A 20,746-nucleotide genomic window follows, 5' to 3' on the forward strand; every position below is an offset into this window, starting at 1 on the left:
CTACAAGACTGTCTTTTCAAGTGCGATCTGTAACAGGTACCCGACTTCCTGATCGACTCATAACCGCCACCATCCCTTGATCCAGCTGAGGATTTTATTCCCAATGCCTGCCGACCTCAACCTGTCAGAACTCTGGAGTCGTCTGTCATCGATTAATTCGCTGACATTCACGGCTCAATCCTTTGGTTCCGGTAGTGGCTGGAATGGTACGGGGGTTGGCACGGTGGAAGTTGAATCAATCGATGACCAGACGCTGCTCTTTCACGAATCTGGAAACTGGTCACCGCCGGAAGGAAAGTCTCTGCGTTTTACAAATGTCTATCGCTGGTGTGCCTATCCGGAACAGAAACAGTTGCGGCTGGAGCACTTGCGTTTTGGAAATGCGAATCCGGTGTATCTGTTTGATCTGCAACAGACCGCAGGAGATCGCTGGGATTCCATCGAACCGCATGTCTGCAGCGAAGACCTCTACTCGGCCACACTGCACTTCGAAAACGAATCGCTGCACCTGGACTGGACCGTCAAAGGAAAGACAAAGAACGAACGGATTTCCTATGTCTATGAACAGTGAATCCAACTGACCTCTGAATGGCAGTCAAATCCTTTTGGCACGCAATCTGCTTACCTTGAATCACAGATTCGCATTTCCATCTCGTATACGTCGATGTGAATCCTCGAGGGTATAACCGCTGTATCGAAATCCGAGTACGCATAATTGTCTTCCAGCAACAGGGAGATCAAAAATTGGTCCCAACCGAAACAACAAGTGAAGCGCCCTCTGGCAGCACACCGGAATCGCCCGTTCGCAAGTGGGTTTACCGGTGCGTCATCCTGTTGGCCTGTGTCGCGGTGTTAACCGCGTTGCTTCCCTTGCTGCCCGTTGACTGGTGGTGGGTCCGCATTGGTGATTTTCCCCGCGTTCAACTGCTGTTTGCTTATGTCGTCATCCTGCTGGCACTCTTCCCCTTCTGGCATAAAACTGCTGCAAAAACAGGGATATTCCTACTGACAATCAGCTGCAGCATTCAATTATTCTGGATCTTTCCCTACCTGCCTTTCGCTCCGCATGAAGTGGAGTGGGCAGAGTCTGCTGACCCGCAAACCCGTCTGCGGATTCTGACAGCGAACGTCTATCAGGAAAACCAGAATGCCGAGGCGGTGCTGTCTCTGATCGAGCAGGAGCGACCGGATATTGTCGTGCTGTGTGAAGTCAATGCGCGCTGGATTCGCGACCTGAAGCCCCTCGAAAAATCCTATGGCTGGCAGCTGAAACATCCACTCGAAAATACCTACGGTATCGCCGTGTATTCCCGGCTTCCCCTCGAGGGTGCCCGCATCCGGGCTATGATCAAGCAGGAGATCCCCTCGATCGATGCCCGCGTCAAACTTCCCTCGGGACAGATCGTACGCCTGTTTGCCGTACATCCCAATCCGCCCCGTCCTGGTGAGGATACAACCAAACGCGATGCCGAACTCGTACTGGTTGGACGCGAAGTGTGCGACAGTCCCAGCGCCATCGTGCTGGGTGATTTAAATGATGTCGGGTGGTCACGCACGACAAACCTGTTTCAGGAAGTCAGCGGCCTGCTTGATCCCCGCAAAGGACGTGGACTTTATCCGACATATGACGCCACCTCTTCAATCTGGCGTTATCCACTGGACTATCTGTTTCATTCGGATGATTTTCGCATTGTGAAACTTGGTACGCTGCCTTCTATCGGTTCCGACCATTTTCCCCTGCTGGTGGAATTAAGTCATGAATCTGAAGCCGCAGTCACCCAGGAAGGCCCGCACCTGGATGGCGGTGATCAGGAAGACGCGAGCGATGCAGTAGATTCGGCGCGACAGTTGAAAGAGACCCCTGAAGGGAGCTGAGATTTCGGTTTTCCAAGATCCAGCTGGCTCCTCAGCGTTCACGCCGCGCGTTCAGACACCATTTTCAACCGACTGCTACTGACGTGAAACGGCTTTTGCCTCATCCAGGTGCAGAAAAACGAGGCAGGGACACAGTCTCTCAAGCCGGCCTATTTTGGCATACCGTTTGCAAATCTTTGAGAAGAATACTTTTCCGAAGCTGGAGTCTTCTATTTCCTGTAAGTCAATAACCCAGCCTCCAGCGGTACCTGATAGACTGTTCCATGAAAGAACCCGCAGAACCTTCATCGACAACCGGAATGCTCAGCAGAACCATCACCACACTGGTGGTGGTCGTTATTCTGGCCGCTGCGCTGGTCATCACCTGGGAAATCATCTTAACGCTATTCCTGGCAGTAATGTTCGCCGTCTTTCTGACCTTTGCCAGTGCTGGCCTGAGCCGGGTTTTGCCGTTGCCTTACCACGGCAGTCTGTCATTACTCGTGACAACCCTGATTCTGGTTTCTGCAGGATCCATTGCCCTGTTCTTCGTGCAAATCGAGCATCAGGTGCAGGAGGCCAGTCAACAGATCGAACGCGGTACAGAGAAAATTCAGGACTGGGCTGAAGAGTACACGACGGTCAAATCCGTGATTCAGTCGACCCCGTATTTATCCCAGTCACTGTTACCTGCATCCGATTCACAAAAGAAGAAACACGATTCCAGTCCATCCGAGGAATCGAAATCCCCTGAGCAGACAGACGACTCCCCCCAAAAGAAATCCGAAAAATCACAACAGACCGATCTGAATTCACTGGCACAACCAGCGAAACAGGCGGCTTCCTTTGTCGGCCAGATGTTCCGTACGACATTTGGACTCGTAGTCAATTCGGTGTTGATTCTGTTTGTCGGTCTCTTTCTGGCGACAGCACCTGCGAGCTATCGAGACGGAGTAGTGATTCTGTTCGCACCGGAACGTCGCGAGCGGATCCGGCAAGTCATGAACCAACTGGGAGACACTCTCTGGCACTGGCTGATCGGCCGCTTCGGTTCGATGCTGGTAACCGGTCTGGGCGCCTGGCTGGTCCTGCTGCTGATCGGCGTTCCCATGGCGGGTACACTGGGGTTCCTCACTGGACTGTTGACGTTCATTCCTAATATTGGTGCCGCGATCTCCTTTATTCTGGCAATCCTCGTGGCGCTCCCACAAGGCACCACTACGGCAGCACTCGTGATCCCCGCCTATATTGGACTGCAGCTGCTGGAGAGTTACATGATCACCCCCTTGATTCAAAAGCAGCAGGTCTCGCTACCCCCGGCGCTGTTGATCTCGTTCCAGGCCATTATGGGCGTCCTGTTCGGTTTTCTGGGAGCCATCATCGCCTCTCCCTTCCTGGCAGCAGTCAAAGTCATCGTCCAGGAACTCTATGTGAAAGATTATCTGGAAGGGAACGCCGACCAGAACGGCAATGGAGTATGAGGTCAGCATCGAAGCTTACCGCGGACCTATGCTTCGTGTAACAAAATTGAAACGGGCCTGTAGAACCTCTACCACTCGAACTGTGTCAGTCCATTCAATCTATTTAACCCAACCCATTACAGAAGATTGAACCGGTCTCTTAAGTTGCCCGAATTGAGTGTGGAAACAGCCTGAACGGAAGATTACAATCTGTTAATCAGTGATCCTGTTTCCAACATCCACATGCAGCCTCCAGCACGCTATCGAGATAGATTCTTTTGCAATGACACATATGATTGGTATCGACCTGGGAACCTCCAATTCCCTGTGCGCCGTCTTTGAAGATGGTCAGCCCAGGCTCATCCCTAATGCCCTTAACTCGTTTCTGACGCCCTCCGTCATCAGTGTTTCGGAGGACAATCGCGTGCTCGTGGGCGCTGCAGCAAAGGAAATGCGGGTCACGCAACCGGAACGCTGCGCCTGGGTTTTTAAACGACTCATGGGGACCGAGCAGAGTGTGAAAATCGGCACGCATACCTTCACCGCGCCGGAGATGTCGAGCCTGGTTCTGCAGTCACTCAAACAGGATGCGGAAGCCTACCTGGGAGCCCCGGTGGAGGATGCCATCATCACGGTTCCCGCTTATTTCAACGATCATCAGCGGAATGCCACCAAGCTGGCGGGAGAGCTGGCCGGTCTGAATGTCAGGCGTATCATCAATGAACCGACGGCGGCGGCCCTCACATATGGTTTTCATGATCGAGGGGCCGACAAGCGACTGATTGTCATCGACCTCGGCGGCGGTACCTTCGATGTCACCGCGATGGAAGTCTTCGAAGGAACCCTGGAAATCATCTCCACCGCAGGCGAGAGCATGCTGGGTGGCGAAGACTTTACCGATCGCATTCTGGCCTGGACACTCAGCACACAGAAAATGCAACTGGAAGTGGCTGAAATGAAAGCCCCCCTGCTCGTCGCACGACTCAAGCAGGAATGCGAGGCTGCCAAACACGCCTTCTCGACAGCTTCGGAAGCCAGAATTCGTTTCCCTGATGCGCAAGGCGAAATTACCGAGCAGTCTCCGGTCATTACGATTTCACAGGATCAGTTCCAGAAACTGAGCGAACCATTAATCAAACGGCTCTCGCGGCCCATCGCCCGGGCCGTTCGGGATTCGCGGATTCCGCCTCAAGAATTCACAGACGTGATCCTGGTCGGCGGTGCCACCCGCATGGAGGTCGTCCGCTCGTTTGTGCGTTCCTTCTTCGAGACCGAGCCGCTCTGTTCTTATAACCCGGACGAAGTTGTGGCGCTCGGCGCCGCGGTGCAGGCAGCGTTGATCCAGGATGACCAGGCCGTCGACGACATGGTGATGACCGACATCTGTCCCTTCACGCTGGGAACGGAGGTCATCAAGGAATTTGGCCAGCGTAAGGTGGACGGCTATTTCCTGCCCGTGATTCATCGCAACACCACCATTCCGGTCTCCCGCGAAGAAGTGGTGTATACCGTCTCACCCAATCAGCGTCACGTGGCTGTCGGTGTCTACCAGGGAGAATCGCGCAAAGTCGAGGACAATCTCTTCCTGGGCAAACTGGAGGTCAAAGGGATTCCCCCCGGACCAGCGGGCAAACCCGTGCATCTAAGGTTCACCTATGACTTAAACGGCATTCTGGAAGTCGAAGCCTACGTCCCGGAAACCGGTAAGAAATCAACGCTCATACTCACTCAACACGCCCGGCTCTCCTCCAGTAAAGAGATCAAGTCGGCCGTGAAGAAGTTGCAGGCCCTCAAATTTTACCCGCGGGACGATGTACGTAATCAGCATCTGCTCTCCTTTGCGGAGCGGGTCATCGGCGAAGTCAGCCCGTATCAGCGCGAAGATCTGGAATCCATGATCGATCAGTTCGAGCATGCGATGTCTTCGGGCGATCGCGAATATTTCGACTCCGTACGTCAGAATCTGTTAACCTCCCTGGCAGCCCTGGGATTCCACTACGATGAAGAGGAAGGCCGGGAACGCGAATCATGACAACAGCGCGCGAGAGCGAACAGGACTATCTCAGCCGTCTGTTGCAGATGAACCCCCTGGGTTGTACCGAAGAAATTCTGGCACGGCGGCACCACTATCTGAATTCCCATTCGGCGGAACACCCATTCCTGGCTGATGTGGATCTGAATTTTATTGATCGCAAGCAACGGGCACGGCAAAAGTTAGAGACCATCCGCAGAAATTTCTGGCAGGTCAATGCGCAATCACTGCTGGCACAGCTCGACAAACTGGACGTCCACGAATTTCCCGAACTGGGTTTTTCCGTCAGTCGCCTGCAACAGGTCGCCCGGCTCAAAGGCGAATTCGCACGTCTGCAACAGCACCATGCCTGCTTTGAAAATTTTTACGAACAGTTCACGCAACTGGTGGTCGCACCTCCGGAAGAGGCAGAAAGGCTCCGCACTCGTAATGGGGAGTCCACCAGCATAGAGCTGGCCGATCTTGATCTGAATACACCACGCGATTACCAGCGCATCGCTGAAGTCGTTCAGAAACAATTTCCCGAACTCTATGAACTGGAAAAATACTGGTTGAATCAGGTCGCCGTTTCGGGCAGGGAACGGTCTTCTATCAATCGTACGGTTAATGTCCTGTATGCCTTGATCATCGCCTCCATCGGTCTGGTCCTGCTGCTGGCGCTGTTCTATCTTCCTGAAACTCTCACTGGCTGATTCCGGAGACTGGCATGAGCGAATCTGACGAACCACGGTGGGACCTGTTACCGGATGACCCCGAACAGTTTTTCTCTCTGTCCGGCGACTACGATGTGCGCGACCTGAAACGCAGCTACAACGCGCTGATCAAACGCTTTAAGCCGGAGAAATGCCCCGAAGAATTCCAGCGGATCCGGGCAGCTTACGAACGACTGAACGACGCGCTCCGCTATGGAGAAACGCTGAATCCGGGCAGCTTACCACCCCAGGCGCAGTTTGACTGGTCAGCCCCGCCCGCACCCGGCAACCAGGCTCAGGAGCCTTCCGATGAACAGACCATCCTGCCTCACTCAGACATCGATCACGAGGAATCGGAATCCGCACCGCTGCTTGAATTCCCCGAGCTCTACGAACGCGTCCAGCAGGAACCGCTGCCGGAGGTCTACGAGGAACTCAAGTCCCTGCCGCACAAAACCCCCTACGATTATTATGCACTCGCGCTGATTTCGGACCTGATTTCTGACGAAGAGTTTTCATTCCCGTTCTGGCTGCTGAAAGGGCTGAAAGCCCATCCGGAAGAGCCGGCCCTGTTTGAACTGCTGCACCAGTATTTTCTGACCGACCAGACCATAAAGGGGCTGGGCAAGCTGCTGGTCGAGACGGCGCGGGTCATTCGTAACGACCGTTTCTATTATCTCACGGAAAATGCCTGGGACCGTCTGCTCAGGGAAGTTCCCTTCCAGCAGTTTCGCCAGGTGCTGGAGGCCTGTGAAGCGAACCTGCTCGATCACGAAGTCGATCACATGCTGGTGTTCTACGTGCATCTGCTCAAAGCGGGTCTCTGGAAAGCGGACCCCGACTGGATCCGCATGATCCTCGCCCAGATCGACGAATACCACGAGCGGATGTCGTACTGGCTCGAACTCGAATACGAATTTCTGTTTCTGATTCGCAGCTACCGGGAACAGCGCGAGGAGTTTTTAAAAGGTGGACCGATCAGAAAACTGATCGATCAAACGATCATCGACTACTGCACCCAGAGCGAACAGGTGGCGGACCGCCGATTTCTGGAATGTCAGCAGACGCTGGTCTCTCAACGCGATGAACTGCTGAAAGAATTCGATGTGCCCAGCCGGGGTTGCCAAGATGTGATCTACCTCTGGGAGACGATCGCCGCGGACGTCTCCGAACGCATCGACACCGAATGGTCCCCCGATGATCCGGCGACGTTACCGGAACAGACGCACCGTCTGGCCGGCCAACTGTTTGCCGAAACGGAAGGCGCCGAGTATCGCAAAGCGGTGAAGATCCCCACGCTGGCTTTCGTGCTGATCTTCCTGGTCTCGATTATCATCGGTCTGCTCTTTGCGTTGAATAAATCGGACTCGATCTCCGCTATTCTGCTGATCGCAGGCTGCCTGCTGCTCTTTAACGGCGTGACGTTCATCATCAGTTACCTGGTCGCAGACGTGGTCACCCAGGAATTCTACCTCTCCTGGTGGCGACGACAGCTGTTAACCTTCTACCAGTCACACTGGTTTCCGCTCCCCTTTCTGGCGGCAGAGTTAAAGCGGCTGAACGGGACCCAGGTCGGCAAGGAAAAGTTCCGCGGCATGAGCGAAGTAGCCCACATGGTCCGCAACGATGCCGGTCTCTGGTTTTACTCCACCGCCCAGCGCCTGCTGGCGGCCTGTCGTTGAGAGGATATACTCAGTCTGCTACACCCCCACCGGACCGGTCAACACGCTCGATTCGATGTTCGTCAGCTGAAAGCGGTTCCGCATGATGATCTTTTCCCCGACAGCAATGGTCGCCCGGAAATCGAAGATCCCACTCAGCCGTTCGTTCAGATTCACTCGGATTTCCAGCTGATCCCCGGGGCGGGCGAAACCTTTGAAGCGGGCCTGTTCCACTTTGACCAGCACACCCAGGGCATACTCATTAAAATGCGGATCGTGTGTGTTATATTCCGGCATGGGATTATAACGGGCGGCGATGAGAATCCCCGCGGATTGCGTGGTCATTTCCTGCATCATCGCTCCCGGCACCACTGGCGCCCCCGGAAAGTGCCCCTGCAGAAAATACTCTTCACCTGTGACTCGTCGGAAGGTGACAATCTCACTGTCCGAAATCGACTGGATGCCATCGACCATCAGGTAAGGAGCCCGGTGGTGCAGGTAGTCTTCAACGGACGAAAATTCGTGGCGGTAGGTTTGCATACTGCGGACTTTCTGAGGAGAGGTAAGATCTTAACGTACTATTTCTACTCAGCTTGTTGATTTTGGGAAGCCCTTAATTCGTGGAGAAAAGAGGCAGGAGGGAAACGAATGTCATTGGAATGGATATCCACATCAGCAGACCAAAGTGCTTGATCACTTGTGCACATATAACTAAACTGAAACTCATAACCACATAAGAGTTTCAGATCAAAGAGGAATCCTGATGGCTATTTTTATCTGCTCCGAATGCGGACATACCGAAGAAACACCCGAAGAATATATTGGTAAAAAAGCTCGCTGCCTTAGCTGCCAGACGATGGGAACGGTCCAGGCCAAACCACCGGCCCCTCCTCGGCAGTCTCCCCAACCCGTGGTGAAGGAGTCGAGTGCCGCTCCACCTCCTCAGGATTTTGTGAAAGAGGAGACGCCTGTCCCCCAAGCACCAGCGTCTGCCTCCAGGTCAAATTCACTTACATTTGTGCTGATTGGACTGGTGGCTGCTATACTTGTCATTCAATTGCTGAGTATCCAGCTCAACATGCCTGCGTCAGTCCAGTGGGAATATAAGATTGTTTCCCCGAAAGACTCCGTCATCATTGAGGAACTCGATGACCTGGGTGAACAAGGCTGGGAAGTTGTGACAGCCAGACGCGCTTCAGGCTACAATGACTCGTACTCATATGAAATGATTTTGAAGCGGGCTAAATAGGTCGGTTTCAATCACCGGCCGATTCCTCTCTCTTTCGGAGCAGTTAATCCATGCGAATACTCATCGTCGGAGCCGGTATCGGGGGGATGACGCTGGCGGCGCTGCTCAAACAGCGGGGCTTTCATCCCACGCTCATCGAGCGCGCCCCAGATTTTGAACACGCCGGCTATATGCTGGGTCTCTGGCCCCTCGGCTATCGGGTGCTGCATGGTCTGGGTCTCTATGAGCAGTTCGCCGCCGAGACTCTCGAATGCAGACATTACGAAGTCCGCGATAATCATGGCGAACTCGTCAAGCACTGGTCGATGGCACCGATCTCGGATCGCTTTGGCCCCAACCTGAGTTGCACGCGTCCCCAGCTGATCAAGCTCCTGCATTCGGCCATCGACGATCTCGATCTCCGTTTCAATACCACCCTGGATACGCTTTACGATGACGGCGAGACGGCAACCGTTGCATTCAGCGATGGCCGGACTGAGACATTCGATCTCGTCGTCGGTGCCGACGGCATTCATTCGAAGGTGCGACAGATGATCTTCGGCGATCAACCTTATTACCACACTAACTGGGGTGGCTGGGTCTGGTGGGTCGGCCTGGATCAAGTGCCGCAGGAAACCTTCATCGAACACTGGGGTGCCGGCCGCTTCTTCGGGATCTACCCCACAACTCAAGGCGCGGGCGTTTATGCCGGCGCGCCGGTGACCGACGACTTCAGTCAGCCGGGACCGGGGCGCAATCAGAGAATTCGAGACCGGTTCGCCGGGATGGGAGAACTGGTCGAGACCTGCCTGGAGTCGCTTCCCGATGACCATTCCGATCTCTTCTTCTGGAAACTCTCCGACGTGCGAGCCAAAGAGTGGACCCGCGGCCGCGTGGTGCTGCTGGGTGATGCGGCAGCCGGCTTCCTCCCCACCGCCGGTATTGGAGCTTCAATGGCAATGGAGTCTGCAGCAGTTCTGGCCGATGAACTCTCCCGCACCAATACGCAGTTCCTGGAACATGCCCTCGCGCTGTATGTCAAACGCCGCCAGCATCGCGTGGAGAGCACCCAGAACGACTCGCGCCACCTGGCAAAGATGATGTTCATCAAATCCGCCACCGTCTCGCACATCCGCGACGTCGCCACGAAATTCTATTCCCTCGAACAACTGGCCGGTTCGATCGCGAAAGCGTTTGACGAACCAATCTGAGGGGCGGCGGATACATCACTCCCCGCGATTCACTCGGTTATTATCTTCTGCGCGGGCCTTCTTGATCGCCGTGCGTTGCTGGTCATTGTAGAAATCGGTTGTTAACGGCTTACGTTTTTCACCCGACAGGGTTTCCATCAACTGCAGCAGTTTGTCGACGATCTGCGGCTCCGCCTGAACTTCCAGGCCGGCGGTGCGGGCGGGCCAGGTGGTGTAGCCTCCCAGGTAATGCTGTTCGGGAGGCGGAATGTAACCCGCGGCGCCGTTGGCCAGCCCCATGTTGAAGGTCTGCTTGAACGGACTCTGTGCTTTGAGCTTGAGCCCGGTAATCCCGTAGACTTCGTTCGGAATCGCCGTGATCCCCAGGTCGCCGATCCGAATCACCTGCAGCACGATCTGCTCCTGTGGATGCTCGTGAATCCACTGTGCCTGTTCCGCATAAACTTCTTCTTTCGATTTCGGACGACGTTCGCCCCGCGCCTGGTTGTACTTGTCTGCCCAGGCCAACCGCTCCTTGTTCGGCAGCCGGCGCTTGATAAGCAGCGACGATTCCGCCATCTTCAACTGTGACTCGGAACTTTCGTACTCGATCTGTTGATACGCTTTCCAGGCGATGTCGGCCAGTTCGCGGGCATACTGGTCGATCGAGTAATCGGTGCGACGGGGCGCTCCATAATTCATCCACTGCAGATCACCGGAAGTTCCCTGGGACATGGCGGCCACGAACGGCTTCTCTCCTTTTGTACCGATTTTCTGTTCCAGCTCGTTACAGAACCGGCCGTAGTAATCAGACGAGAATCCACCCCGCGCGCCGAAATAGTGCATCGAGTAATTGGCCAGCAGACCAATGGGTCGTTTGCCATCCGCAGACTGAATACTGAGCAGAGACAGTTCCGTATCTGCGGGACCGGCGGGGCCGATGAAGGCGGGATTCTGATAGCCCGGATGCATGATTGCCCGGACCGTTTTGTCGCCGAAAGGATCGACACCGTACTGCTCGGGGTCATGTAACCAGCGCCGGCAGTGCGTATGCTCGGGTGCATCAATACTGGTATAGCCGACGCGTGCCGGCTCCAGGTTGGCGAATGCCTGTGCGATCCCTTGCGCCAGTTTCGGAGGCAGGAAACGCTCGTAACTGGGATCACTGCGGGTGCCCAGGCAAAAGTTCATCACACTGGGAGCAGAGTGCGTATGCGTGGAGGCGATCAGCATCCGATGAATGGGAATGCCGGTCTGTTTGCTGGCCAGCACTTTGGCCCGTTCGCAGACATCGCGGGGAATCATACAGGAATCGACGACGACGATGGCAATCGCCGCCCGGTCATTCTGCAGGACAAAACAGCGGGCTTTGAGTCGATCCAGGACTTTGTCCTGATTCTGTTCCAGAAACAACCCGTTCTGAATCGCCGGCAACGTAGGCGGCGTCACATCGACCGTGGCTGCTCCCGCGGAGAGCCCGCACTCACCGGATGTCGTCATGACAAACAGTGCCGCAAGCAGAATCAGGCTGGCTAAAACAGGTGGCATTGAAATTCGCATCGTCGGTTTCCTCTGATCCTCGGTGAATTACTGTTTTGATTCCTGCGCCGGTTTGCGGGCTCGCAGTTTGGGTGCGAGATATTTCGCGGTTTCGTCAGCGATCACATTATAACCTGCCAGGTTCGGGTGCCGGTCCGAATACCAGCCGGGCAGATGTCCCAGGATCGGATCCAGCTCATTAGCCATCACGACCACCCGGCCTCCCGAGATAAAGGGTTTGACCAGAGCCTGATATTTTTCGGGAACCTTTTCCACAGGATATCGGCGGTAGTTGAGCATGTTAAAGCCCTGTTTGAGCTCAGCAGCATACCGTGGATAAATGTCAAACACTTCCAGCCCCTCTGCTTTCGCAACGCCAAAGATCAGATCGTTGATCTCTTTGCTCACCTCTTCATTGGCGAACGGAATCACTGTCATGGGAATCAGCACCGCCTGGGGATGGTCTTTGCGCAGACGGTCCAGCAGGGCATGGAAGTCTTTGGGGAAATTCTCCGTGAAGTTTTCCCGTTTCGCCCGGTCATTCAGCCCATAGCGGATGAAGATATAATCCACGCCCGGCAGCTTGGCCGCATCCCGATCGTAGCGGCCCGAGTCAAAGAGCCGCTTGATGTATTCGCCGCTCAAGCTGGAGTTGCTTACATGACAGGCCGGCAGATCACCTTCCGCGGCCAGCAGTTGTTCAATGACCGATTCCAGATGCGGTCCTTCCGGTTTCAACCGGCGGGGAATGCTGCCCTCTGTTGTGCTGTCGCCCAGCAGCAGGATTTGAATCTTGCCCTCATGCTCAGCCCGGGCAGAAGTCACAAGCAGCAAGAGCAGGCAGCACAGTGGCAATAGAAATTTCAGGGAACGAATGCGGGGTGGGTTCATCAGTGGAGTCCTGTACGGTGGGTCATTCTGAGCGGGAAGGTAAAAAACGTTTGTCTGGTTGATTCATTATGCTCTACGGGGACGGGAAGATCAATTTACAGATCGGTGGCTCTCCGCGCAAACCGGGGGCTGAGCATCCAGATGCGACGGTGTCTCATAGAAAACACACATTTTTCTACCTGCCTGACTGCCAACACTTTGACGCAAACGCTGCCCTGCTCTGCACATCACTGGCATAGGTTTTGCGTAACTTAATTATTTACAAATGCGGGCACCTCACCCGAATCATACTCAGGTAGATTCACTTGCCTCAGATATCACCGCTGACACCGCCTGAGATATTCCTCACCAGAATCAATGAAACGAATTAACTCTCATGAAAAAGGAGGCAGCAATGGTTTTACTTACCTCTCAATGTCGAAGAACCTGGCTCTGTGTTCTGACGACGCTAGTGCTACTCTTGGGATGTATTCCTCATCGCGAGGTCCAGGCAGAGCCCGAAATGACCAACCAGACCATCAGTGACAAAATCAGTGATGAAATGCTACTCGACCCGGGTGTGGTCTCGACCAGGCTCGACATCCAGACCGAAGATGGCATCGTCACGCTCTCCGGTCAGGTCAATAACATCCTGGCCAAAGAGCGAGCAGTGCGGATTGCTGAAACCGTCAAAGGGGTTCGGGCCGTGGTCAATCGGATTGAAGTCAAACCCTCGCCGCTGCGGACGGATGACGCAATCAAAAAAGATATCAAGACAGCGCTGCGTACCGATCCAGCAACGGAAGCCCGGGAGATTGATGTCCGCGTGAATGAAGGCGCTGTAAAGCTGACGGGCAAAGTGGAATCGTATCAGGAACTGGATCTGGTTAGGAAGGTGGCCCAGGGAGTACGCGGTGTTGTTGATCTGCAGGAAGAGATTCACGTCTTTTACAAGGATGAACGTCCAGACCAGGAAATTGAAGAAGAAGTGCAGGAAACCCTCCGCTGGGATTCACAGATTAATGACCACATGATTACGGTCACCGTCGATCAGGGTCAGGTAAAGCTCGCAGGGGTCGTCGGTAGCGCTGCGGAAGTGCGGATGGCGAAAGCCGATGCCTGGGTCGCAGGCGTGGACGACGTGGATACAGAGCACCTGGAAGTTGATCCCTGGATACGTGAAGAAAAACTGCGCGGCGATAAGTTTGTGAGTAAAACAGAAGAAGAAATCAGCAGCGCAGTGCAGGATGCTTTACTGAGAGATCCGCGTGTGAAATTCTTCAACGTCGATGTCGAGGTAACAGGCCGAACAGTCACCCTGCGGGGAACGGTCGACAACCTCAAAGCCCGTCGTGCAGCCGCCCGCGATGCGAAAAATACGGTGGGCGTCAGCTATGTGGAAAATCGGCTGAAAACGAGATTCAATCAGAACCGTGAAGACTCGGCTATCGCCGCGGACGTCCGCGACGCCTTCTATCGCGATCCCTATATCGAACGTTTCGACATTACTGTCACCGTCCTGAATGACACCGCTTACCTGTATGGGAAGGTCGACTCGCAGTATGAGAAGGACCGCGCCGACGATCTGGCGTCACGGGTTCCCGGCGTCGTCGATGTCAGGAACTTCCTGAGTGTCGCGGAACAGCGGCCCTACGTTTCCGATCCCTACATTGATGATCTCTTCATCGATCAGGATGCTCTCGTACGATATGACCGCAGGTCACCTTACCAGTCGGATAAGGAAATCAAAAACGAAATTGAAGATGAACTCTGGTGGAGCCCGTTCGTCAGTTCCGAGAAGATTAAGGTCTCCGTGGACGACGGTATCGCGACACTCAAAGGGCAGGTCAGTTCCTGGAGCGAAAGAAGAGCTTCCACCGAAAATGCTTACGAAGGAGGCGCCCTGCTCGTTGATAACGAACTGGTAGTGAATAGCGACTAATTTCAGAGCCACTTTACAATACCGTTTCACTTTCAGTGAGCCGCGTCAGCATCTGGCGTGGCTCACACCCATTTCAGCAGAAAGGAATTCAGAAATGAATGATACCACTGTCAAAAAAGTAGACTCAGCCCATTCACCCGAAGGAACGATGGGACAGAAATACCTGGCTTCCGGAGTTTCGGTTTCGATGCGACTCTGGGAAGAATCACCTGGATCGGTCGACCCGCAACCGATGAGCCGGGATTATGAAGTCGTCGGATTCGTCATCAAAGGGACGGCTGAACTGGAACTGGAAGATCAGAAGCTGCTGCTCAATCCGGGCGAAAGCTGGCTGGTGCCGAAACATGCGGTTCACCGCTATCGGATCCTGGAACCGTTCGTCGCAGTCGAGGCCACAGCTCCACCGGCTCATGTGCATGATCGTGACAGTAAATAGCCTCTGTACGATAGCAGTCTGAATTCGACTGCGATGATGGCCCCGTCTGATATTTCGACTGGTCTGAACATGGGGTGCACCCTAGAATCCAGTAAGATCATCAATTCTGGAAACGGGGGCCTTTACCCATGACACACCGCAAGTCAGAGCTGCCACAAAAGCGCTGCGCCGCCTGCGGGCGGCCTTTTACCTGGCGTAAAAAGTGGGCCCGTGTCTGGGAGGAAGTCAAGTACTGCAGCACGCGCTGTCGACGTGACCGAGGACAGACAGAGTGAAAATCGGCATCCTCTCAGACTCACACAATCACCTGGAGCGGACCGAACGCGCCGTCGCGCTGCTGCAGGAAGCGGGTGCCGAGGCGCTGTTTCATTGTGGCGACCTGGCGACACCCGAAATCGTCTCTGCCTGTGCGGTGCTCCCCTTCTATTTCACCTTTGGCAATCACGACGCCGACTCTGTCCCTCAACTCGAACAAGCGGCACAGGGACAGGACATTCATTGTCTGCGCTGGGGCGGCGAAGTCAAACTGGCAAAAAGACGCATTGCCCTGGTGCACGGTCATATCAGCCGTGATCTGAAACCTCTGCTGGCTGCCGAGCCCGATTACCTGCTCACCGGCCATTCGCACCAGAATCACGACTTCCATGAAGGCACCACTCGCCGCATCAACCCCGGCGCCCTGTTCCGGGCGAAAGTCTTCACCGTCGCCACACTCGATCTGGCAACCGACGATCTGCAGTGGATCGAGGTACCCCGATGAAACCATCAAAATTCTACCTCAAATATAATCGCAGCGGACTGGGTTGCCTGCTGTTGATCATCGGTACCCCTGTGGCATTGTTTCTGTTCTGGCATCTGGCACCCTCCAGTTGGATTCTGCGACTTGAACTACAGAATCAATTGGAAAGAATGGCCTATGATACGAGTTGCTCAGCAGGCCCAGAGGCGATTCCGTTACTACAGGAATACCTGGCTCATCAAAATGCCAACACCCGATTTATCACCGTCAGTGCAACTGGTGCCTATATTGGTTCTCACCAGGAAAGCAGTCAGCCACTGATTACCGCAATTTGTAACCTGGCGCTCCATGACAAAAGCCTCAAGGTACGACTACACGCAATAAGCACACTCCGGCAGGTCTTTAATACTTCAACTGAGGTCGATCACACCGTGCTGGAACTGATGAACCACCAGAGCGAAGCCATCCGCTTTGAAGCCAGAGAGTTGCTGCTGATTCGCATTGGCCGCGGAATTGAGGTCTCAACAGAGCTTTGCACGATCCGTGAGCAGTTGAAGCCTGCACTCGAAACAGCAGAAATAGCAGACCCTGATAATTGCGCTGTGAAAAATCTCAAAACGTTTCTGGAGAAGTGTGACATGGCTCAGGAGCAGTAAGGGCAGCGTGGTTTCTATGACCTTAATCGTCAAGTCTTATCAGGAACAAAATACGCTTGATACAAATCAACCTAATCGGGAAACCGACAGACCTGAATGGTGGCCAGCTTCTGAAGCAGCTTTTCGAATTCTGCTTCTGTGATAATGACCTCTTCCTCATAGATGCAGAAACGCACACCTTCGAAAGGCTCTTCATCAAATTCCAGAGACTCAGGAAATTCACAGAAACAAACATCCAAACCATAACTGACCCGGTTCTTGAGACCATGAATTATGTCCCAGAATTCATGGTCACCGATCGCATTAAAAAATGTCTGGACAGGAAACAGCGGATCCTGTAACTGAATTCTTATAGGCATCCTCTGCTCCTATCCAGCAAATGGCAGGTAGATAACTCAGCCCCGGGGTACGCCCAGGCAGATACGAAAGCCGTCGCGGGAATCGGAATAATAATCGCTCTTGAGTCCCAGGCGGACGGCGCAGCGGGCATTGCCGGGCACGTCGTAGTAATTCCCACCCCGGCAGACCGGGCGGCGATTCTGGTCCACTAAATAAACTTCTTCATGGCCTCCCGTGGGATCGAAATGATCGAGGACGATTTCCCAGACGCCGCCACACATGTCGGCCAGTCCGAAACCGTTGCGTCCCATCTCGCCATAATGGTCGACGGGAGAGACAAACGCGAAGCCATCACTCCACGGGGCATTCGCCAGCGGCCAGATTTTGTTGCGTCCGGGTAGAAAATCGACGGCGGAGATATTCAGGCGACCTTCGCCATCCCGCAGATCATCGCCCCACCAGAAATAGTGACTCTCGGTGCTTCCCCCCCGACAGGCATATGCCCACTCGGCTTCGGTGGGCAGGCGGTACTCCAGACCTTCCGGCAGGCGGCCCGCTTTACGTTCTCGCTCGGTCAGCCATTTGCAGAACGCACGGCCGTCGTTCCAGCTCACACAGACGACCGGATAGCAGTCGCGCAGTGGAAATCCGAAACCCGGGTCACGCCAGCTTTTGCCTTTTACCGAAATCCAGGGGTGCGGCGGCGCTTTAGCCGTAATCTTCCAGTTGGGATCAAAGACCTGCGTTTCTCCATCCGGCTTCTCGGCATCGGTCACGTAGCCACTCTCTTCGACAAAGCGTTTGAACTGGCCGACGCTGACCTCGGTCCGTCCCATCCAGAAACCGTCTTTGACCTGCATCGGACGTGGCTTTTCTCCTTCGTAGGACTCGCGCACGGTGCCCGGTGTCGCACCCCCTTCAATCCCTGTTGCCCAGGCTTTTTCCTCCGGAGTACTGCCCATCATGAACTTGCCCGGCGGAATATACAGGACCTCCAGTGAAACGTCTGCTCCCAGATCAATCTGTTTTGAATTGCCCTGCGCTGGTGGATCAGCGGCGGATGATTTCGCGGGCAGAACGACATTGAAAATGACTCCAGATAACAACAGCAGACGCAGCACATTTGTGATTCTCATCAGGCGGGTTCCTTGTTAAGGTAGGCTAAGCGAGCAGGCAGGAAATCTCCGATCATTTACCATAAGGAATCGCAACCGGCAGATCAACAATATTTTTTTGGCCGATCTCCCGATTCGATGAAAGTGATGCCAATGAGTCTTCAGAAAAAACAGGATGGTTACTGGTACGGCGACGATGTGATACCCGGTTTGACAGATCCACTCTGTGTAGTACCATGAGTGGCTGTCTCATCCTGCCAGGATGATTGGTCTGTTGATGTGATCGCGACCGGAGGTTTTATGGGGTATCGAGCTTTCTATTGCTGTTATAAAACCAATGAGACACTCAGCGCGGAAGAAGCCTGTGAGATGGATCTGTCTGTCGCCGCCGATCGGATCCTGGAACTCCTGCAGGGTGACGAGGATTTCTTCGGTCTGATCGACGATCACAATACCACACTGCAATTCCTCCGCAACGGCGATACGATCTGGATGGAAATTCCGATTCCAGACAAGCAGGGAAGTTACGGAAAATACATCCCGCTCAGTGAAGTGAGCGCGCTGGTCGCTGACTTACCCACCCAGATCGATCTGAATGATTTCTCAGAAATGCAGTTTCAACCCTGGTGATCCGACAGGCTGTCTGTACCTATTCCATGGTTAATTGACGCTGGTCGGGCCGCTTCCTATATTCGAGGCAGGTCGTGCTGTGCTAACGCAGTCACGCAAACTACCTTCCCACTTGTTACCAACCTCAGGTTCCTCAATGAACGTGTTTCGATTCTTTCTCACCAGTCTGATGGTCTGTTGTCTGACTTGCCGGACGCAGGCAGATCTCAATTTGTATGTCAAAGCCGATGCTGGTCCCGGGGGCGATGGCAGTCAAGCAAAGCCGTTTCGTCAGATCGAGCAGGCACGCGATGCGATCCGCCGGTCTCGTCAGAATGGTCAGCTGAAAGTGGGAGCCGGTGCAACAGTCCATATTCAGCCCGGTGTTTATCAAATCACTAAATCGTTGGAATTCAATAAGACAGATAGCGGCACCGCCGAGGCACCGATTGTCTTTCGTGCGACTCACCAGGGCCAGACACTGATCCAGGGGGGCGTCAGTCTCGATCCCGCATCGTTTCAGCCGGTCACCGACGCTGCCATTCTAAAACGGCTGCCTGCTTCCGCCCGCGACAAAGTCCGGGTCTGTGATCTATCGTCTATCGCTGCCGGTTCGTTCGCGGAACTCAAACGTTCCTACCGGGGTGTCCCCGTCGGTCCCTGGCTGTATGTGAACGGCGCACCGATGACGCTCGCCCGCTGGCCGAATGCCGCTGCGGACCATGGTGGCTGGGCTTCCTTTTCCAAAGTCGTTGACAAAGGGCTGCCCGACCCCAAAGCCGAGGATCCGGAACAACGCAAACTGCACCCCGGTGCGTTCATCTTTGATGATCCCCGGCCCGCCCGCTGGAACCTGAAGGATGGCGTCTGGCTGCTCGGTTACTGGACTCATGACTGGAGCGACGAAGTCATCCGGATCGCCGACTATGATGCAAAGCAGAAAACAATCCGTCTGGCAGCCCCTCATAATTACGGCATCATGGGTGGCACGTGGGGATCCAAATCACGTCGCTTCTTCGCGCTTAACGTTCTGGAGGAACTGGACGCACCCGGCGAATGGTATCTCGATCGCAGGCAGAAGCAGCTTTATTTCTATCCTGAGCAAAATCAGCAAGCGACCTCGATCGTCCTGGCGACGTTGACACAGCCCCTGCTCAAACTGCAGGACACGCAGCACGTCCGCTTTGAGAACCTGAACCTGGAGTACGGTCATTCGGAAGGGGTCTCGCTGAAGAACACCACCGGCATTGAACTGGCCGGGTGTGTGGTCGCGAACCTGGCCAGTGGCGGTATCTCCGTGAATGGTAAGCAGAATACGATCCGCAGCTGCGATCTGTATCACCTGGGAACACGCGGCATCGCCTTGTATGGAGGCGACCGTAAACAGCTCACACGCGCCGACAATCGCGCGATCAATAACCACATCCATCATTACGGACTCTTCCAGCGAACCTATGCCCCGGGCATCTATGCGAATGGTTGCGGGCAGATCGTTCAGAACAACTGTATTCACGATGCCCCTCATAACGCGGTCCTGTATGGCGGTAATGAGAACCTGTTCGAACGGAATGAAATCTACCGCGTCGTCATGGAGACGGGTGACTCGGGCGCCTTTTATACCGGTCGCGACTGGACCAGCCAGGGAAACATCCTGCGACACAACTTCATCCACCACCTCGGAGGCGGCGACGCAGAGCATGTCAACACGATGGGCGTCTACCTGGATGATTGCGACAGCGGCGACAGGGTGGAAGGCAACGTGTTCTACCAGACCGGCCGGGCCATCATGATTGGCGGTGGTCGCGATAACCCCATTCTGAATAACCTGATCCTCGACTGTCCTATCGGCCTGCACGTCGATTCCCGTGGCATGACCTGGAAACAGTGGAACAATCCCAATGAACCAAGCTGGCAGCTCGAAAAGAAGGCGGAAGCAATGAACTACCAGAGCCCTCCCTGGAGCGAACGCTATCCCCACCTCGCTAAAATCATGCAGGACTCACCTCGTGAACCGCTCTATAATCCGATCCTTCGGAATGTGTTCGTGGACTGCTCAAAGGAAGTCGCACATCTGGACGGTAACGTAAAGAAGCTGCTTGACAAGTTCGACATGGAAAATAATCTCGCCGTGAATACGCGTGGCACATCACGGGGTATCGCCATGACCAACGATCTCAAAGGCTTCACCAACCTGAGCGGGACCCCTGACAAACCCATTCCACTGGGCCTGACAGAAAATTCACAAGGCAAATGGGAACTGCACCAGGATCCCTCCCTGCTGACGAAAGAGATCGGTTTTGAGCCGATTCCCTTTGACAAAATCGGGCTTTATCTGGATGACTATCGACGCAAACTGCCAGAGTAAGACCTCTCCCGATACATAA

General features: G+C 54.5%; 20 protein-coding genes. 15 read left to right on the top strand and 5 right to left on the bottom strand.

The window, feature by feature from the left end; translation table 11 throughout:
• The first annotated feature begins 103 nt into the window (after nucleotides 1–103).
• The 6 genes from F1728_RS13730 to F1728_RS13755 all read left to right on the top strand — a co-directional run bounded on the left by F1728_RS13730 (nucleotide 104) and on the right by F1728_RS13755 (nucleotide 7,720).
• Complete coding sequence (locus tag F1728_RS13730; RefSeq protein WP_155364584.1) at nucleotides 104–571, top strand: DUF6314 family protein; 468 nt, start codon at nucleotides 104–106, stop codon at nucleotides 569–571.
• 173 nt (nucleotides 572–744) lie between these two features.
• Nucleotides 745–1,875 carry an endonuclease/exonuclease/phosphatase family protein gene (locus F1728_RS13735; protein WP_228030742.1) on the top strand — a complete coding sequence of 377 codons (1,131 nt, stop codon included), beginning with the start codon at nucleotides 745–747 and terminating at the stop codon, nucleotides 1,873–1,875.
• Nucleotides 1,876–2,138: 263 nt separating this feature from the next.
• Nucleotides 2,139–3,335, top strand: coding sequence for an AI-2E family transporter (locus F1728_RS13740; RefSeq protein ID WP_155364585.1), 1,197 nt, complete (start codon nucleotides 2,139–2,141; stop codon nucleotides 3,333–3,335).
• Between the two features lie 262 nt (nucleotides 3,336–3,597).
• A complete protein-coding gene (locus F1728_RS13745) occupies nucleotides 3,598–5,346 on the top strand; it encodes an Hsp70 family protein (protein WP_155364586.1) in 1,749 nt (582 codons plus the stop codon).
• The gene (locus F1728_RS13750; protein ID WP_155364587.1) at nucleotides 5,343–6,038 is read left to right on the top strand and encodes a hypothetical protein; all 696 of its coding nucleotides are present in this window, start codon (nucleotides 5,343–5,345) and stop codon (nucleotides 6,036–6,038) included. Before F1728_RS13745 ends, F1728_RS13750 begins: the two co-directional genes overlap by 4 nt.
• A gap of 14 nt (nucleotides 6,039–6,052) precedes the next feature.
• Nucleotides 6,053–7,720: a J domain-containing protein gene (locus F1728_RS13755; protein ID WP_155364588.1), complete on the top strand. Its 1,668-nt coding sequence runs from the start codon at nucleotides 6,053–6,055 to the stop codon at nucleotides 7,718–7,720.
• Nucleotides 7,721–7,738: 18 nt separating this feature from the next.
• Here the strand turns inward: F1728_RS13755 and F1728_RS13760 are convergent, their stop codons facing one another.
• Entirely contained in the window at nucleotides 7,739–8,239 is a 501-nt protein-coding gene (locus F1728_RS13760) for a 3-hydroxyacyl-ACP dehydratase FabZ family protein (protein WP_155364589.1), read from the bottom strand.
• 223 nt (nucleotides 8,240–8,462) lie between these two features.
• Between F1728_RS13760 and F1728_RS13765 the strand changes: the two genes are divergently transcribed.
• Together F1728_RS13765 and F1728_RS13770 are read left to right on the top strand one after the other, a co-directional pair.
• The gene (locus F1728_RS13765) at nucleotides 8,463–8,948 is read left to right on the top strand and encodes a DUF4177 domain-containing protein (protein WP_155364590.1); all 486 of its coding nucleotides are present in this window, start codon (nucleotides 8,463–8,465) and stop codon (nucleotides 8,946–8,948) included.
• 50 nt (nucleotides 8,949–8,998) lie between these two features.
• The gene (locus F1728_RS13770) at nucleotides 8,999–10,138 is read left to right on the top strand and encodes an FAD-dependent oxidoreductase (protein ID WP_155364591.1); all 1,140 of its coding nucleotides are present in this window, start codon (nucleotides 8,999–9,001) and stop codon (nucleotides 10,136–10,138) included.
• Between the two features lie 15 nt (nucleotides 10,139–10,153).
• Here F1728_RS13770 and F1728_RS13775 read toward each other — a convergent pair whose 3' ends face one another.
• Nucleotides 10,154–11,677: a neutral/alkaline non-lysosomal ceramidase N-terminal domain-containing protein gene (locus tag F1728_RS13775; protein WP_155364592.1), complete on the bottom strand. Its 1,524-nt coding sequence runs from the start codon at nucleotides 11,675–11,677 to the stop codon at nucleotides 10,154–10,156.
• Nucleotides 11,678–11,704: 27 nt separating this feature from the next.
• Nucleotides 11,705–12,547, bottom strand: coding sequence for an SGNH/GDSL hydrolase family protein (locus tag F1728_RS13780; protein WP_155364593.1), 843 nt, complete (start codon nucleotides 12,545–12,547; stop codon nucleotides 11,705–11,707).
• A gap of 394 nt (nucleotides 12,548–12,941) precedes the next feature.
• Between F1728_RS13780 and F1728_RS13785 the strand changes: the two genes are divergently transcribed.
• From F1728_RS13785 to F1728_RS13805, 5 genes are all read left to right on the top strand, one after another.
• A complete protein-coding gene (locus tag F1728_RS13785; RefSeq protein WP_194242814.1) occupies nucleotides 12,942–14,468 on the top strand; it encodes a BON domain-containing protein in 1,527 nt (508 codons plus the stop codon).
• Nucleotides 14,469–14,562: 94 nt separating this feature from the next.
• Nucleotides 14,563–14,904, top strand: coding sequence for a cupin domain-containing protein (locus tag F1728_RS13790; RefSeq protein WP_145179700.1), 342 nt, complete (start codon nucleotides 14,563–14,565; stop codon nucleotides 14,902–14,904).
• Nucleotides 14,905–15,032: 128 nt separating this feature from the next.
• Nucleotides 15,033–15,179 carry a DUF2256 domain-containing protein gene (locus tag F1728_RS13795; RefSeq protein ID WP_155364595.1) on the top strand — a complete coding sequence of 49 codons (147 nt, stop codon included), beginning with the start codon at nucleotides 15,033–15,035 and terminating at the stop codon, nucleotides 15,177–15,179.
• Nucleotides 15,176–15,664, top strand: coding sequence for a metallophosphoesterase family protein (locus F1728_RS13800; RefSeq protein ID WP_155364596.1), 489 nt, complete (start codon nucleotides 15,176–15,178; stop codon nucleotides 15,662–15,664). Before F1728_RS13795 ends, F1728_RS13800 begins: the two co-directional genes overlap by 4 nt.
• Nucleotides 15,661–16,299 carry a HEAT repeat domain-containing protein gene (locus tag F1728_RS13805; protein ID WP_155364597.1) on the top strand — a complete coding sequence of 213 codons (639 nt, stop codon included), beginning with the start codon at nucleotides 15,661–15,663 and terminating at the stop codon, nucleotides 16,297–16,299. The genes F1728_RS13800 and F1728_RS13805 overlap by 4 nt, the downstream gene beginning before the upstream one ends.
• 71 nt (nucleotides 16,300–16,370) lie before the next feature.
• Here F1728_RS13805 and F1728_RS13810 read toward each other — a convergent pair whose 3' ends face one another.
• Together F1728_RS13810 and F1728_RS13815 are read right to left on the bottom strand one after the other, a co-directional pair.
• Entirely contained in the window at nucleotides 16,371–16,658 is a 288-nt protein-coding gene (locus tag F1728_RS13810; protein WP_155364598.1) for a ribonuclease toxin immunity protein CdiI, read from the bottom strand.
• Between the two features lie 36 nt (nucleotides 16,659–16,694).
• Nucleotides 16,695–17,774, bottom strand: a complete 1,080-nt coding sequence (locus F1728_RS13815; RefSeq protein WP_155364599.1) for a formylglycine-generating enzyme family protein — start codon at nucleotides 17,772–17,774, stop codon at nucleotides 16,695–16,697.
• Between the two features lie 279 nt (nucleotides 17,775–18,053).
• Between F1728_RS13815 and F1728_RS13820 the strand changes: the two genes are divergently transcribed.
• Together F1728_RS13820 and F1728_RS13825 are read left to right on the top strand one after the other, a co-directional pair.
• Complete coding sequence (locus F1728_RS13820) at nucleotides 18,054–18,383, top strand: hypothetical protein (protein WP_155364600.1); 330 nt, start codon at nucleotides 18,054–18,056, stop codon at nucleotides 18,381–18,383.
• Nucleotides 18,384–18,519: 136 nt separating this feature from the next.
• The gene (locus F1728_RS13825; protein WP_155364601.1) at nucleotides 18,520–20,727 is read left to right on the top strand and encodes a right-handed parallel beta-helix repeat-containing protein; all 2,208 of its coding nucleotides are present in this window, start codon (nucleotides 18,520–18,522) and stop codon (nucleotides 20,725–20,727) included.
• The last annotated feature ends 19 nt before the right edge of the window (nucleotides 20,728–20,746 follow it).

The organism is Gimesia benthica (assembly GCF_009720525.1).
Classification (GTDB): Bacteria; Planctomycetota; Planctomycetia; order Planctomycetales; family Planctomycetaceae; genus Gimesia; species Gimesia benthica.

What these genes read in the sequence shown, in the direction of transcription:
- F1728_RS13755 (WP_155364588.1), top strand. Translation starts at nt 6,053, where the DNA reads ATGAGCGAATCTGACGAACCACGGTGGGACCTGTTACCGGATGACCCC.
- F1728_RS13810 (WP_155364598.1), bottom strand. Translation starts at nt 16,658, where the DNA reads ATGCCTATAAGAATTCAGTTACAGGATCCGCTGTTTCCTGTCCAGACA.
- F1728_RS13820 (WP_155364600.1), top strand. Translation starts at nt 18,054, where the DNA reads ATGGGGTATCGAGCTTTCTATTGCTGTTATAAAACCAATGAGACACTC.
- F1728_RS13760 (WP_155364589.1), bottom strand. Translation starts at nt 8,239, where the DNA reads ATGCAAACCTACCGCCACGAATTTTCGTCCGTTGAAGACTACCTGCAC.
- F1728_RS13775 (WP_155364592.1), bottom strand. Translation starts at nt 11,677, where the DNA reads ATGCGAATTTCAATGCCACCTGTTTTAGCCAGCCTGATTCTGCTTGCG.
- F1728_RS13790 (WP_145179700.1), top strand. Translation starts at nt 14,563, where the DNA reads ATGAATGATACCACTGTCAAAAAAGTAGACTCAGCCCATTCACCCGAA.
- F1728_RS13785 (WP_194242814.1), top strand. Translation starts at nt 12,942, where the DNA reads ATGGTTTTACTTACCTCTCAATGTCGAAGAACCTGGCTCTGTGTTCTG.
- F1728_RS13815 (WP_155364599.1), bottom strand. Translation starts at nt 17,774, where the DNA reads ATGAGAATCACAAATGTGCTGCGTCTGCTGTTGTTATCTGGAGTCATT.
- F1728_RS13730 (WP_155364584.1), top strand. Translation starts at nt 104, where the DNA reads ATGCCTGCCGACCTCAACCTGTCAGAACTCTGGAGTCGTCTGTCATCG.
- F1728_RS13750 (WP_155364587.1), top strand. Translation starts at nt 5,343, where the DNA reads ATGACAACAGCGCGCGAGAGCGAACAGGACTATCTCAGCCGTCTGTTG.
- F1728_RS13795 (WP_155364595.1), top strand. Translation starts at nt 15,033, where the DNA reads ATGACACACCGCAAGTCAGAGCTGCCACAAAAGCGCTGCGCCGCCTGC.
- F1728_RS13825 (WP_155364601.1), top strand. Translation starts at nt 18,520, where the DNA reads ATGAACGTGTTTCGATTCTTTCTCACCAGTCTGATGGTCTGTTGTCTG.
- F1728_RS13765 (WP_155364590.1), top strand. Translation starts at nt 8,463, where the DNA reads ATGGCTATTTTTATCTGCTCCGAATGCGGACATACCGAAGAAACACCC.
- F1728_RS13770 (WP_155364591.1), top strand. Translation starts at nt 8,999, where the DNA reads ATGCGAATACTCATCGTCGGAGCCGGTATCGGGGGGATGACGCTGGCG.
- F1728_RS13780 (WP_155364593.1), bottom strand. Translation starts at nt 12,547, where the DNA reads ATGAACCCACCCCGCATTCGTTCCCTGAAATTTCTATTGCCACTGTGC.
- F1728_RS13805 (WP_155364597.1), top strand. Translation starts at nt 15,661, where the DNA reads ATGAAACCATCAAAATTCTACCTCAAATATAATCGCAGCGGACTGGGT.
- F1728_RS13740 (WP_155364585.1), top strand. Translation starts at nt 2,139, where the DNA reads ATGAAAGAACCCGCAGAACCTTCATCGACAACCGGAATGCTCAGCAGA.
- F1728_RS13745 (WP_155364586.1), top strand. Translation starts at nt 3,598, where the DNA reads ATGACACATATGATTGGTATCGACCTGGGAACCTCCAATTCCCTGTGC.